This window comes from Micromonospora humida (assembly GCF_016901255.1).
GTDB lineage: Bacteria > Actinomycetota > Actinomycetes > Mycobacteriales > Micromonosporaceae > Micromonospora > Micromonospora wenchangensis.
The window spans coordinates 474,945-488,116 of record NZ_JAFEUC010000002.1; the positions used below are offsets into that span (position 1 = coordinate 474,945).

Consider the following 13,172-nt stretch of genomic DNA (forward strand, 5'->3'; position numbering starts at 1 on the left):
GACGGGGGATCGATGACGGTGCAACTGATCGACGGTCGGGCGGTACGCCCACCGCTGTGGCGGGACCGGAGCTTCGCCCTGTTCTGGGCCGGCCAGACGGTCGGTGAGCTGGGCACCCGGATGTCCGGGGTGGCGGTGCCGCTGCTGGCCGCCGGCCCGATGCGGGCCAGCGTGTTCCAGGTCTCCCTGCTGACCGTGCTGGCCTGGCTGCCGTACCTGGTCTTCGCGCTGCCGGCGGGGCTGCTCGCCGACCGGGTCGACCTGCGCCGGCTGATGATCGGCTGCGACCTGGGCCGGGCCGCGCTGCTGTCGTCGCTGCCGGCGGTCGCCCTGGTCGGCCGGCTCACCCTGGCCTTCCTGTACGTCGTCGTCGGGCTGTGCGGAGTGCTCACCGTGCTCTTCACCGTGGCCTACAAGAGCATCGTGCCGGCGCTGGCCCCGGCGGACCGGCTGGTCGAGGCGAACGCCCGGCTGACCGTCACCGCCGACACCGCCGCGCTGGTCGGGCCGACCGTCGGCGGGGTGTTGGCCGGGCTGGTCGGTGCCGCCCGGACGTTTCTCGGCACCGCGCTGGCGTTCCTGCTCAGCGCGGCGACGCTGGCGGCGGTCCGCCCGGTGCTCCGGGACCGCGGGCTCACCGACCGGGTGCCGGTGCGGGTCGCCCTCACCGAGGGGCTGCGCTTCGTCGGCCAGCGTCCGATCCTGCGTAGCATCCTGGCCTGCACCGCCACCTCGAACTTCTTCGCCATCGGCACCACCGCGCTGGAGGTCAGCTTCCTGGTCCGGGAGCTGCGGGCCGGCCCGGCCACGGTCGGGCTGGTCTTCTCCCTGGGGGCGGCCGGCGGTCTGGTCACCGGCGCGTTCGCCGCCCCGCTGTCCCGCCGGATCGGCACGGCCCGGGTGATCTGGGTGGCGATGGCGGTGCCGGGACCGCTCTACCTGCTGGTGCCGTTGGCCCGACCCGGGTGGGGGCTGGCGCTCTACGTCGTCGGGCTGGCCGCGTTCTCCGCCAACGCGGTGCTGTTCAACGTGTCGATCCTGTCGTACCGGCAGCGGATCACCCCGCCGGAGCTGCTCGGCCGGGTGAACGCCGCGTTCCTGTGGGTCTGCTTCGGGGCGGTTCCGCTGGGGGCGCTGACCGGCGGCCTGCTCGGCAGCCACTGGGGACTGCGGCCGGCGTTGGTGGTCTGCGCGCTCGGCACCTGGAGCGCCGCCCTGTTCGTGGTGCTGTCTCCACTGCGGAGCCTGCGCGACCTGCCGCCGGGCTGACGCCGCAGGGGCGGACCACCCGGGTCTTCCGTCCGGCAACCCCAACCCGTACGGTTTCCGACGGACACCGGCGGGTTCCCCGCCGACGATCACGGAGGTGTGCCCGTGCACGGGCGGATCTGGCTGGCCGGCATGGGCGTGCTGCTGACCACGGGCTGTGGCGCGTCGGAGGTCGAGCCGGTGCCGCTGCCGACCGGGGAACCGGCCACCGTGCAGGTGGGGGCCGCCTCGTCCGGTGGGGCGTGCCGGCTGTTCGACTTCGCGGTGATCGAGGAACACACCGGGGCCCGCTTCGACGTGGCCGCCGCCACCGAGCGCGACGACACCCGCACCTGCGTGGTACGGGCCACCGACGCCACCTGGCCGGAGCTGACCCTGACGGTCACCGACACCTCGATCGACGTGCCGACCTTCACCGCCGACGTGCTGCCCGCCGGGGCGAAGAAGGTGTCGAAACTGGGCCAGGCCGCCTACCGCCGGACCGGCGCGAAGACCGCGAAGCGCGGCCCGACGGCCGAGGTGGGCTGGCTCGCCACCGAGGACCGGCTGGCCACGCTCCGCTGGACCTGCCGGCCGGACGACGACCGGGCGACCGCCGACGAGGTGGCCGACCACCTCGTCGACCTGGCCAGGACGCTCGACACCCGGTCGTTGTGACGGCCGGTCGCGGTGCCGGCCGGGCCGCCGCCGGGGCGGTCAGTGGGCGGCGACGAAGACCCGCGAGGCGACCTCGCGGGGCAGCCGGACCCGTTCGCCGGAGCGGTCGATGAACACCCCGTCACGTTCCTGGGCGACGGTGACCGTGGCGCCCGGGTCGACCCCGGCGGCGTGCAGTTGCCGCAGCACGTCGGCGTCGGTCTGTACGCTCTCGCAGATCCGCCGGACCACCACCTGCCCGGTCAGCCCGGGGAAGGCGAGGTTGCGTTCACCCTCGACCGGCTCGCTGGCCCCGGCCTGCGGCGGACCCAGCTCCTCAAGCCCCGGGATCGGGTTGCCGTACGGCGAGCGGGTGGGGCGGTTGAGCAGGTCGTACACCCGCTTCTCCACCGCGTCGCTCATCACGTGCTCCCACCGGCAGGCCTCTTCGTGGGCCTCCTCGTAGGGCATCCCGATCACGTTGACCAGCAGCAGCTCGGCGAGCCGGTGCTTGCGCATCACCGACACGGCGCTGCCCCGGCCCAGCTCGGTGAGCGCCAGGTGCCGGTCGCCCTCGACGGTGAGCAGCCCGTCGCGTTCCATCCGGGCCACGGTCTGGCTGACGGTCGGCCCGCTCTGCCGTAACCGCTCGGCGATCCGGGCACGCAACGGTGGCACGCCCTCCTCTTCGAGTTCGAGGATGGTGCGCAGGTACATCTCGGTCGTGTCGACCAGGTCATGCTTCACGTCAGCGGCCTCCCGGTGGTCGATGCTACCCCGGCGCGCGAAGATCGACCTGCGCCGAAACGCGAGGTCGCTGCGCCGATGGTGTTGACTGGACGTCATGTCCGGTACCGATGACCCCCTGATCGAGCCGGATCGGCTCGCCGCCGAGCTGGCCCGGCCCGACGCACCGACCCTGCTGGACGTCCGCTGGCGGCTGGCCGGCCCGCCGGGCCGCGACGACTACGTCGCCGGGCACCTGCCCGGCGCGGTCTTCGTCGACCTGGACACCGACCTGTGCGGTCCGCCCGGCGCGGCGGGTCGGCACCCGCTGCCCGACCCGGCCGTCCTCCAGGCCGCGCTGCGGGCCGCCGGCGTGCGTACCGGCCACCCCGTGGTGGTGTACGACGGCGGCGACGGCCTGGCCGCCGCCCGCGCCTGGTGGACGCTGCGCTGGGCGGGGCACCGGCCGGTCCGGGTGCTGGCCGGTGGCTGGCCGGCCTGGTGTGCCGCCGGGCTGCCGCAGACCGTCGAGGTGCCCACCGTCACGCCCGGTGACGTGACCGTCCGGCCGGGCGCGCTGCCGGTGCTGGACGCCGACGCGGCGGCGGCCCTCGCGGCGGCCGACGACGGGGTGCTGATCGACGTCCGGGCCGCGCCCCGCTATCGGGGCGAGACCGAGCCGATCGACCCGGTCGCCGGGCACGTGCCGGGCGCGGTCAACCTGCCCGCCCCCGGGTACGTCACCGAGGGGCGCTACCCGGCGGCCGACGTGCTGCGGGACCGGTTCGCCGCGGTCGGGGTGCGCGCCGACGCGCCGGTGGGGGCGTACTGCGGGTCGGGGGTGACCGCCGCGCAGGCGGTGCTGGCCCTGCACCTGGCGGGCCGGCCGGACGCCGCGCTCTACGTCGGATCGTGGAGCGGGTGGGTCGCCGACGGGTCCCGGCCGGTCGCGACCGGCCCGACACCCGGCGGCTGACCTGCACGTGTGGTGGGCGGGCGGTGACCGTCGTGCGACGATGACCCCATGTCGGACGACACGCTGGTGGTGTGGGACGAGTCCCTGCTCGACTACGACATGGGGGAGCATCCGCTGGACCCGGTCCGGGTCGAGCTGACCGTGGCGCTGGCCCGGGAGCTGGGCGTCCTGGACCGGCCCGGGGTGCGGCTGGTCGAACCCGAGCCCGCCGACGACGCGACGCTGACCCGGGTGCACCGGCCCGACTACCTGGAGGCGGTCCGGGCCGCGCCGCGCGATCCGCTCTTCGCCGGGTACGGACTGGGCACCTCGGACAATCCGGTCTTCGACGGGATGCACGAGTCCAGCGCGCTGATCGCGGGGGCGAGCGTGGCCGCCGCCGAGGCGGTCTGGCGGGGCGAGGCCCGCCGCGCGGTCAACGTGGCCGGCGGGCTGCACCACGCGATGCCCGACCGGGCCGCCGGGTTCTGCGTCTACAACGACCCAGCGGTGGCCATCGCCCGCCTGCTCGACCTCGGTGCCGAACGGGTCGCCTACGTCGACGTGGACGTGCACCACGGCGACGGCGTGCAGGAGATCTTCTACCGGGACCCCCGGGTGCTCACGGTGAGCCTGCACGAGACCCCGCTCGCGCTCTTCCCCGGCACCGGGTTCCCCGACGAGACCGGTGGGCCGGGGGCGCAGGGCAGCGCGGTCAACGTGCCGCTGCCGCCGGGCACCGACGACGCCGGCTGGCAGCGGGCCTTCCACGCGATCGTGCCGTCGGTGCTGCGCGCGTTCCGGCCGCAGATCCTGGTCACCCAGTGCGGGGCCGACGGGCACCGGATGGACCCGCTGGCCGACCTGCACCTGTCGGTGGACGGGCAGCGCGCCACCTACCTGGCGTTGCGGGCGCTCGCCGACGAGTTGTGCGACGGCCGCTGGGTGGCCACCGGCGGCGGCGGGTACGCCCTGGTGGAGGTGGTGCCCCGGGCCTGGACCCATCTGCTGGCGGTGGCCACCGGCGACCCGCTCGACCCGGCCACCCTCACCCCGCCCGGCTGGCGCACGCTGGCCGCCCACCGGCGACCCGGCCATGACGTGCCGCTGCGGATGACCGACGACGTCGATCCGGAACACCGGCCGTGGCAGCCGACCGGGGAACCGAACTCGGTGGACCGGGCCGTGGCGGCCACCCGCAAGGCGGTGTTCCCGCTGCTCGGGCTGGACCCGTACGACCCGCGCGACTGAGCCGGGGACCTGGGGAGGGACCGGTGACCACTGTCGACCAACCGGTGGACGTGCTGCTCAGCGACGGCAGCACCGTCGGACTGCGACCGATCCGGCCGCAGGACGCCCCGGAGATCGTCGCCATGCACGGGCGGTTCTCGGAACGCACCCGCTACCTGCGCTACTTCTCGCCGTACCCGCGCATCCCGGAACGGGACCTGCACCGCTTCGTCACCGTCGACCACCGGGACCGGGAGGCGTTCGTGGTGCTGGCCGGCGACCGGATCGTCGCCGTCGGCCGGTACGAGCGGCTCGGGCCGGCGGCCCCCGAAGCCGAGGTGGCGTTCGTGGTGGAGGACGCCTACCAGGGCCGGGGGATCGGTTCGGTGCTGCTGGAGCACCTGGCCGACGCCGCCCGGCGGGCCGGCATCGGGCACTTCGTCGCCGAGGTGCTGCCCACCAACGGGGTGATGCTGCGGGTCTTCGCCGACTTCGGCTACCAGGTGCAGCGCCAGTTCGCCGACGGGGTGGTGCACCTGACCTTCCCGATCGCGCCGACCGAGGCGACCCTGGCGGTGCAGCGTGGCCGGGAACACCGCACCGAGGCCCGGTCCATCGCCCGGCTGCTCGCCCCGCGCGGGGTGGCCGTCTACGGGGCCAGCGCCACCGGTCAGGGCGTCGGCGCGGCGCTGCTCGGGCACCTGCGTGACGGCGGCTACCCGGGGGCGGTCGTGCCGGTGCATCCGGGCGCGCGGACGGTGGCGGGGCTGCCCGCGTACCCGTCGGCGGCCGACGCGGGGGTGGCGGTGGACCTCGCGGTCGTCGCGGTGCCCCCCGACGCGGCGGCCGGGGTGGTGGCCGACGCCGCCGCGGCCGGCGCGCACGGCCTGGTGGTCATCTCCGCCGGCTTCGCCGAGGCCGGCCCGGCCGGCGCGGCGGCCCAGCGGTCCCTGGTCCGGGCGGCGCACGCCGCCGGCATGCGGGTCGTCGGCCCGAACTGTCTGGGGGTGGCGAACACCGACGAGCGGGTACGCCTCAACGCCACCCTGGCCCCGGTGCTGCCGGCCCCCGGCCGGGTGGGTTTCTTCAGCCAGTCCGGCGCGTTCGGGGTGGCGCTGCTGGCCGAGGCGCGGCGGCGCGGGCTGGGCCTGTCGAGTTTCGTGTCGGCCGGTAACCGGGCCGACGTGTCCGGCAACGACCTGCTCCAGTACTGGCAGGACGACCCGGGCACCGACGTGATCCTGCTCTACCTGGAGACCTTCGGTAATCCGCGCAAGTTCGCCCGGCTGGCCCGCCGGATCGGCCGGGCCAAGCCGGTGGTGGCGCTGGCGTCGCTGGCCCGTCCGGCCGGCCCGGCGCTGGACGAGGCGGCCGTCAGCGCGCTGTTCGCCCAGTCCGGGGTGATCCGGGTGGACACCGTCGCCGAACTGCTCGACGTCGGGGTGCTGCTGGCCCACCAGCCGCTGCCCGCCGGGGACCGGGTCGCGGTGGTGGGCAACTCGTCGGCGCTGACCGGGCTGGCCGCCGCCGCCTGCGTCGGGCAGGGCCTCACCGTCGCCGACGGCTACCCCCGCGACGTCGGCCCGCACGCCGGGGTCGCCGAGTTCACCGCCGCGCTGGCCGGGGCCGCCGCCGACGACCGGGTGGACGCGCTGGTGGCGGTCTTCGCCCCGCCGCTGCCGGGGCAGCTCACCGTCGAGGAGGCGGACGTCACCGCCGCCCTGCCGGCGACGCTGGCCGCCGGCAAGCCGACCGTGGTGACGTTCCTCGCCGGGCGGGTGCCGGCGGGGCTGCCCGCGTACCCGAGCGTGGAGGAGGCGGTGCGGGCGCTGGGCCGGGTCGGCCGGTACGCCGGGTGGCTGCGGCGGGACCCGGGCACGGTGCCGGAGCTGACCGGGGTGGACCGGGCCGCCGGGCGGGCCGCGTTGCGCGGTGACACCGCCGACCCGGTGGCGCTGCTCGCCGCGTACGGCGTCGAGGTGGTCGGGTCGGCGCCCGCCGGCAGCGTCGACGAGGCCCTCGCCGCCGCCGACCGCTGCGGGTGGCCGGTGGCGTTGAAGGCCGCCGCGCCCGGCCTGCGGCACCGCCTCGACCTGGGTGCGGTCCGCCTCGACCTGGCCGACCCGGTCGCCCTGCGCCGGGCGTACGCGGACCTGGCGGCGGGTTTCGGCGCGCAGGTGCTGGTGCAGCCGATGGTGCCGCCCGGGGTGGCCTGCGTGGTGGAGCTGCGGGAGGACCCGGCGTTCGGGCCGGTGGTCGGTTTCGGGCTGGGGGGTGTCGCCACCGAACTGCTCGGCGACCGGGCCTGGCGGGCCGTGCCGTTGACCGACCGGGACGCGGCCGAACTGGTCGACGAGCCCCGGGCGTCGCCGCTGCTGCGCGGGCACCGGGGTGCCGCCCCGGTGGACCGGGCGGCCCTGGCCGACCTGCTGCTGCGGGTGGGACGGCTCGCCGACGAGCAGCCCCGGGTGCGGGCGCTCACCCTCAACCCGGTGCTGGCCCGCCCGGACGGCATCTCGGTGCTGCACGCGGCGGTGGGGGTCGGCACGGCCGGGGCCCGCCCCGACACCGGCCCGCGTCGCCTCTGACCGGCGCCGCCGGCCGGACACCCGGCGGGCGGTCACCGCAGAGAAGGTCAGGCCCCCGGCGAACCGCCGGGGGCCTGACCGCGAACCGTCCCGCTCAGCAGGCGTACGCCTCCAGCCGCTGCGCCCGCTCCGGGTCACGCAGCTTGAGCAGGGTGACCTTCTCGATCTGCCGGATGCGCTCCCGGGACAGGCCGAACTCCTTGCCCACCTCGTCGAGGGTGCGCTGCCGGCCGTCGTCGAGGCCGAACCGGAGCCGGATCACCGCCTGCTCCCGCTGGGAGAGGGTGGCGAGCACGATGCGTACCTCGTTGCGCAGTTCGCCGTTGGCGGCGGCGTCTCCCGGCTCGGTGCGCGGGTCCACCGAGGCGACGAAGTCACCCAGGGCGCTCTCGCCGTCCTCGCCGACGGCCTGGTCGAGGCTGACCGGCTCCCGGTCGTACGAGATCAGCTCGATGACCTGGAACTCGGGGATCTCCATCGCCCGCGCCACCTCGGAGACGATCGGTTCGCGGCCCAGCGTGACCGACAGCTCCCGGCGGACCCGGACCATCCGGTTGACCTGCTCGACCATGTGCACCGGGATGCGGATGGTGCGGGCCTGGTCGGCCATCGCCCGGGTGATCGCCTGCCGGATCCACCAAGTGGCGTACGTGGAGAACTTGTAACCCTTCGCGTAGTCGAACTTCTCGACCGCGCGGATCAGGCCCAGGTTGCCCTCCTGGATCAGGTCGAGGAAGGCCATCCCCCGCCCGGTGTAGCGCTTGGCGATGCTGACCACCAGCCGCAGGTTCGCCTCCAGCAGGTGGTCCTTGGCGGCGCGTCCCTCCCGGGCGATCAGCGCGAGGTCGGCGTGCAGGTCGCCGGAGACGGGGGTGCACGTCGACAGCTTCTCCTCGGCGAAGAGCCCGGCCTCGATCCGCTTGGCCAGCTCCACCTCCTGGGCCGCGGTGAGCAGCTTCGTCCGGCCGATGCCGTTGAGGTAGGCCCGGACCAGGTCGGTGGAGACCCCGCGCTCGTCGGTGGCGTCGAGGTCGGTGAGGGCTTCGGTGCCGTGCTCGGCGTCGATGGTGGTGGCCGGGCGCGTCTTGTTATCGATCATCTGCAGGGCCATCTCTGTGTCTCCCCGTGTCCGCTTTCGTGTCGCGTACCGACGCCATCGGCCCCGGTGACGAACAGCTTTCCAACCGGGACGTGAAACGGGGGTGAGGTGATCGGGGAACCGACACCAATTCGGTCAGGTGTGGGGCTGGCCGTGGTGGGTCTTGCCAGGTCCGGTTACCGTGCCAGCGGTCGACCATGGTGGTCGGCACGCGAACAGGCAATGGAGGACGTGGTGGTCTTCAAGCGGCTCATGCAGTCGATGGGGGTGGGCGGTCCGTCGGTGGAGACCGTCCTCGCCAACCCGAACTGCCGTCCGGGCGGGGTGCTGGAGGGGCGGGTGCACGTGGCCGGCGGCGACCACGCCACCGACATCGAGTACGTGGCGCTCGGTCTGGTCACCCGGGTCGAGGTGGAGGGCGCCGACTCCGAGTACGAGACCACCCAGGAGTTCGCCCGGCAGCAGGTCACCGGCCCGTTCCGGCTGGAGGCGGGCCAGCGGTACGACATCCCGTTCCGGTTCGCCGTGCCGTGGGAGACCCCGCTGACCGACCTGTACGGCCACCGGCTGCACGGGATGACGATGGGGCTGCGTACCGAGCTGGAGGTGGCCCGCGCGGTCGACAAGGGTGACCTGGACGCGGTGTCGGTGCATCCGCTGCCGGCCCAGGAGCGGCTGCTGGAGGCGCTGCTGCGGCTGGGCTTCCGGTTCGCCCGCGCCGACGTCGAGCGCGGCCACATCTATGGCGTACGGCAGAGCCTGCCGTTCTACCAGGAGATCGAGTTCTACCCCGCCCCGCAGTACGCCGGGGCGATCAACCAGCTCGAGGTCACCTTCGTCACCGACCCGCACCAGATGCAGGTGGTGCTGGAGCTGGACAAGCGCGGCGGCCTGTTCACCGAGGGCCGGGACACCTTCGGCCGGTTCACCGTCGACCACGCCAACGCCGACCGCACCGACTGGGCCGCCCAGCTCGACGGCTGGCTCCGCCAGTCCCTCCAACGCCGGGGCCTCTTCTCCTGACCCACCCCGCCCCGCCCGTCCCGCCTCCCGCCCTCGCCCCCTCCTCTGCCCTGCCCTGCCTCGCCTCGCCCCGGTGATCAAGAGGTTTGCGTCAAGTTTGATCTTCAGAATGACGCGAACCTCTTGATCACCGAGGCGGGCGCGGGGCGGGGCGGGCGGAGGGGGCGAGGGCGGGAGGCGGGGCTGGGGCGGGTGGCGGGGGTGGGAGGGGCGGGTCAGAGGTCCAGGAGGAGGGTGCGGGGGCCGATGTTGACGCTCTCGACGAGCATGTGGGCGCGGAAGCGGCCCGTCTCGACCGTCGCGCCCCGGGCGCGCAGCGCCTCGACCACGGCGGTGACAAGTGGTTCGGCCACTTCGGCGGGGGCGGCGGCGGTCCAGCTCGGCCTACGGCCCCGGCGGGTGTCGCCGTAGAGGGTGAACTGGCTGACCAGCAGGATCGGGGCGCCGGTGTCGGCGGCACTGCGGTCGTCGTCGAGGATGCGCAGCTCGTGCATCTTGCGGGCCATCGTGCGGGCCAGCTCGGGGGTGTCGGTGTGGGTGACCCCGAGCAGCACCAGCAGGCCGTCGGTGATCGCGCCGACCACCTCGCCGTCGACGGTGACGCTGGCCCGGCCGACGGTCTGCACCACCGCCCGCATCAGTCGGTCACCGGCTCGACGATGCCCCGTTCGACCAGGTGCGCCACGATCGGGCCGGCCGCCTCGGCCAGCTCGTCGGTGGTGACGTCGTGCGCGGCGGCGAGCAGGGCGAGCTGGTCGCGCAGCGGCAACCGCCCGTCGCAGCCGCCGACCAGGGCCAGCACCAGCGGGTCGATCTCCTCGCTCCAGCGCAGCCCGTGCGGCATCGTCAGGACCTGCCGGTCCACCGACCAGCCCTCGTCGCCGATGGTCGCCTCCTGCCGCAGTTGCAGCCCCGGGGCGGCCCGGTAGCGGGCGTCGAGCACCCCGTCGGTGCCCCGGGCGCGCAGGAAGTCCTGCCGGTCGAACCAGGCGGCCACCTGGTCGCCGAGGGGGGCCTCGACCCGCTGGCGCAGATCCTCCACCCGGACGGCGGGATCGGTGTGCCCGCCCCGGCGCAGCGACACGATGCCGAACCCGACCGCCTCGATCTTGTGCGCGTCGAACCAGTCCAGCCAGGCCGCCGCCCGGTGCGGGTCGGCCGCCTCGCCGACGTCGGTCAGCCACAGGTTGACGTACGCCATCGGGTCGGCGACCTCGCGTTGGATCACCCAGGCGTCCAGGCCGGTGCCGGCGAACCAGCCGGTCACCCGTTCCGCCCAGTCCTCCCCGGCGACGTGCACCCAGTTGGCCAGGTACTGCATGGTGCCGCCCTCGGTGAGCAGGCCCGGGGCGGCGGCGGCCAGTTCCGCGCCGATCGCGTCGCCGACCCGGCCGGAGTCCCGGTAGACGTGGGTGGTGGTGCCCGGCCCGACCACGAACGGGGGGTTGCTGACCACCAGGTCGAACCGGCGGCCGGCCACCGGGGCGACCATGTCGCCGCGGAGCAGTTCCCAGTCCTGCCCGTTGAGGGCGGCGGTGGTGGCGGCGAAGCGCAGCGCCCGCTGCGACACGTCGGTGGCGGTGACCCGCCGGGCCCGGGTCGCCAGGTGCAGGGCCTGCACACCGGAGCCGGTGCCGAGGTCCAGCGCGGTGTCCACCGGGCGGCGGACGGTCGCCCCGATCAGGGTCTGGGTGGCCCCGCCGATGCCGAGCACGTGTTCGCTGGGCAGCGGCCGGCCCGGGCGGGCGCTGGCCGGCACGTCGGCGAGCACCCACCAGTGGTCCCCGTACGGCTCCAGGTCGACCCCGGCGCGTAGCCCGTCGCCGGACGGCTCGACCAGGCCGGCGGCGACGGCCTCTGCGAGGTCGAGCGGGGCGAGCGCGGCGGCGACCGCCGGCTCGGGCTCGGTCTGGTCGCAGACGAACACCCGGATCAGGGTGGCCAGCGGGTCCCGCTCCTCGGTGGCGCGCAGCGCGGCCCGGAAGTCGTTGCGGGCGACCCCGCCGGTGGCCTGCGGCCCGAGCCGGCCGGCGATGCCGTTGGCGGTGAAGTCGGCGCTGGTGAGCGCGGTGCGCAGCGCATCGACGCCGGCGGGGGAGAGCAGCATGTCGTAACGGTCCACCTCGTCATCCTGCCTGGCCGGGGGTCGGTGGTGGCGGGCACCCGTTGACTTCCATAACACCAGCTCAATCCCCCGGCCGTTATCTCTGTTACGTACGTCGATGTCTCGTTAACATTCCCTCCAACATCCGTCGATGGGACGTTCGGACGGCCCCTGCCTGCCCGGACGGACCCGGTAGGGAGTTCAGACGATGTCCGACGTGTCCGTCCCCCGGCGTCGCGCGATCCGCGCGGTCGCCGTCGCGGCCGCCGCCGCGGCCCTCTCCGTCGCCGCGGGCACCCCCGCCCTCGCCGCCCCCACCGGCCAGATCCGCTACGCCTCCGCCCCGGACGCGATCAGCGGCAGCTACCTGGTCGTGCTGAAGGGCGAGGCCGTCGGCGCCGCCAACAGCCGCACCGCCCGGACCGCCGTGCCGGACCGCGCCGCCAGCCTCACCAAGCGGTACGGCGGCAACGTCGCCGACGTCTACAGCGCCGCGCTCACCGGGTTCAGCGCCAAGATGAGCGCCAGCCAGGCCCGCCGGCTCGCCGCCGACCCGTCGGTGGCCTACGTCGAGCAGGACCGGGTGATGACCGTCCAGGCGACCCAGACCAACCCGCCGTCCTGGGGCCTGGACCGCATCGACCAGCGCAACCTGCCGCTGAACTCCAGCTACACCTACCCGACCACGGCCACCAACGTGCGGGCGTACATCATCGACACCGGCATCCGGACCACCCACACCGACTTCGGCGGCCGGGCCACCTGGGGCACCAACGCGGTCGACTCCAACAACACCGACTGCAACGGCCACGGCACCCACGTCGCGGGCACCGTCGGCGGCACCAAGTACGGGGTGGCCAAGGGCGTGCAGCTGGTCGCGGTGAAGGTGCTCAACTGCCGGGGTCGCGGCAGCACCACCGCCGTGGTCAACGGCATCAACTGGGTGACCGCCAACGCGGTCAAGCCGGCGGTGGCCAACATGAGCCTCGGCGGCGGGGCCAGCACCGCCATCGACAACGCGGTGGCCAGCTCGATCAGCTCGGGCATCACGTACGCGCTGGCGGCCGGCAACTCCAGCGCCGACGCCTGCAGCTCCTCCCCGGCACGGGTCGCCTCGGCGATCACCGTCGGCGCCACCACCAACACCGACGCGCGGGCCTCCTACTCCAACTACGGCACCTGCGTCGACCTGTTCGCCCCGGGTTCGCGCATCACCTCGGCCTGGAACACCAACGACAGCGCCACCAACACGATCGACGGCACCTCGATGGCGTCCCCGCACGTCGCCGGTGCCGCCGCCCTGGTCCTGTCGGCCAACCCCTCGTACACCCCGGCGCAGGTCGCCAGCTCCCTGACCAGCAGCGCCACCCCCAACGTGGTGACCAGCCCCGGCTCGGGCTCGCCGAACCGGCTGCTCTACGTCGTGAACTGACGCCTTCGGGCACCGACGGCCCGGTGGACACCCGTGTCCACCGGGCCGCGCTGTGTCCACCGGGCCGCTTTGCGTCCGGACGCCTCCCGCCCGGCGGGCCGGAGGCGGAT

General features: G+C 74.7%; 11 protein-coding genes. 7 read left to right on the top strand and 4 right to left on the bottom strand.

From position 1 onward, the window contains the following. Positions 1 to 12 precede the first annotated feature (12 nt). Together JQX11_RS05970 and JQX11_RS05975 are read left to right on the top strand one after the other, a co-directional pair. Positions 13 to 1,269, top strand: a complete 1,257-nt coding sequence (locus tag JQX11_RS05970) for an MFS transporter (protein WP_204923960.1) — start codon at positions 13 to 15, stop codon at positions 1,267 to 1,269. A gap of 105 nt (positions 1,270 to 1,374) precedes the next feature. Further along, the gene (locus JQX11_RS05975; RefSeq protein ID WP_204923961.1) at positions 1,375 to 1,926 is read left to right on the top strand and encodes a hypothetical protein; all 552 of its coding nucleotides are present in this window, start codon (positions 1,375 to 1,377) and stop codon (positions 1,924 to 1,926) included. Between the two features lie 39 nt (positions 1,927 to 1,965). On the opposite strand, the gene JQX11_RS05980 is transcribed toward JQX11_RS05975, so the two are convergent. Continuing rightward, entirely contained in the window at positions 1,966 to 2,652 is a 687-nt protein-coding gene (locus tag JQX11_RS05980; RefSeq protein WP_088646456.1) for an iron-dependent transcriptional repressor DtxR, read from the bottom strand. A 97-nt stretch (positions 2,653 to 2,749) separates the two neighbouring features. On the opposite strand from JQX11_RS05980, the gene JQX11_RS05985 reads away from it, so the two are divergent. The 3 genes from JQX11_RS05985 to JQX11_RS05995 are packed head-to-tail and all read left to right on the top strand — an operon-like array spanning position 2,750 to position 7,404. Further along, the gene (locus JQX11_RS05985) at positions 2,750 to 3,607 is read left to right on the top strand and encodes a sulfurtransferase (RefSeq protein WP_204923962.1); all 858 of its coding nucleotides are present in this window, start codon (positions 2,750 to 2,752) and stop codon (positions 3,605 to 3,607) included. A 48-nt stretch (positions 3,608 to 3,655) separates the two neighbouring features. Beyond that, on the top strand, positions 3,656 to 4,837 hold the full coding sequence (locus JQX11_RS05990; protein ID WP_204923963.1) for an acetoin utilization protein AcuC: 1,182 nt from the start codon (positions 3,656 to 3,658) through the stop codon (positions 4,835 to 4,837). Positions 4,838 to 4,860: 23 nt separating this feature from the next. After that, positions 4,861 to 7,404: a bifunctional acetate--CoA ligase family protein/GNAT family N-acetyltransferase gene (locus JQX11_RS05995; RefSeq protein WP_204923964.1), complete on the top strand. Its 2,544-nt coding sequence runs from the start codon at positions 4,861 to 4,863 to the stop codon at positions 7,402 to 7,404. 94 nt (positions 7,405 to 7,498) lie between these two features. Here the strand turns inward: JQX11_RS05995 and sigB are convergent, their stop codons facing one another. Further along, positions 7,499 to 8,515, bottom strand: a complete 1,017-nt coding sequence (sigB, locus tag JQX11_RS06000) for an RNA polymerase sigma factor SigB (RefSeq protein WP_372444556.1) — start codon at positions 8,513 to 8,515, stop codon at positions 7,499 to 7,501. Between the two features lie 222 nt (positions 8,516 to 8,737). On the opposite strand from sigB, the gene JQX11_RS06005 reads away from it, so the two are divergent. Further along, positions 8,738 to 9,526 (top strand): sporulation protein, encoded by a 789-nt coding sequence (locus JQX11_RS06005; protein WP_204924161.1) that lies wholly within the window; start codon positions 8,738 to 8,740, stop codon positions 9,524 to 9,526. A gap of 215 nt (positions 9,527 to 9,741) precedes the next feature. On the opposite strand, the gene dtd is transcribed toward JQX11_RS06005, so the two are convergent. Beyond that, the gene (dtd, locus tag JQX11_RS06010) at positions 9,742 to 10,164 is read right to left on the bottom strand and encodes a D-aminoacyl-tRNA deacylase (RefSeq protein WP_204923965.1); all 423 of its coding nucleotides are present in this window, start codon (positions 10,162 to 10,164) and stop codon (positions 9,742 to 9,744) included. Then, positions 10,164 to 11,648, bottom strand: coding sequence for a DUF7782 domain-containing protein (locus JQX11_RS06015; RefSeq protein WP_204923966.1), 1,485 nt, complete (start codon positions 11,646 to 11,648; stop codon positions 10,164 to 10,166). The genes dtd and JQX11_RS06015 overlap by 1 nt, the downstream gene beginning before the upstream one ends. 190 nt (positions 11,649 to 11,838) lie before the next feature. Between JQX11_RS06015 and JQX11_RS06020 the strand changes: the two genes are divergently transcribed. Next, a complete protein-coding gene (locus tag JQX11_RS06020) occupies positions 11,839 to 13,062 on the top strand; it encodes a S8 family peptidase (protein ID WP_204923967.1) in 1,224 nt (407 codons plus the stop codon). Positions 13,063 to 13,172: the final 110 nt, after the last annotated feature.

Excerpts from the sequence above, each read along its gene's own strand:
- JQX11_RS05970 (WP_204923960.1), top strand. The coding sequence starts at position 13 with ATGACGGTGCAACTGATCGACGGTCGGGCGGTACGCCCACCGCTGTGG.
- JQX11_RS05985 (WP_204923962.1), top strand. The coding sequence starts at position 2,750 with ATGTCCGGTACCGATGACCCCCTGATCGAGCCGGATCGGCTCGCCGCC.
- JQX11_RS05990 (WP_204923963.1), top strand. The coding sequence starts at position 3,656 with ATGTCGGACGACACGCTGGTGGTGTGGGACGAGTCCCTGCTCGACTAC.
- sigB (WP_372444556.1), bottom strand. The coding sequence starts at position 8,515 with ATGGCCCTGCAGATGATCGATAACAAGACGCGCCCGGCCACCACCATC.
- dtd (WP_204923965.1), bottom strand. The coding sequence starts at position 10,164 with ATGCGGGCGGTGGTGCAGACCGTCGGCCGGGCCAGCGTCACCGTCGAC.
- JQX11_RS06020 (WP_204923967.1), top strand. The coding sequence starts at position 11,839 with ATGTCCGACGTGTCCGTCCCCCGGCGTCGCGCGATCCGCGCGGTCGCC.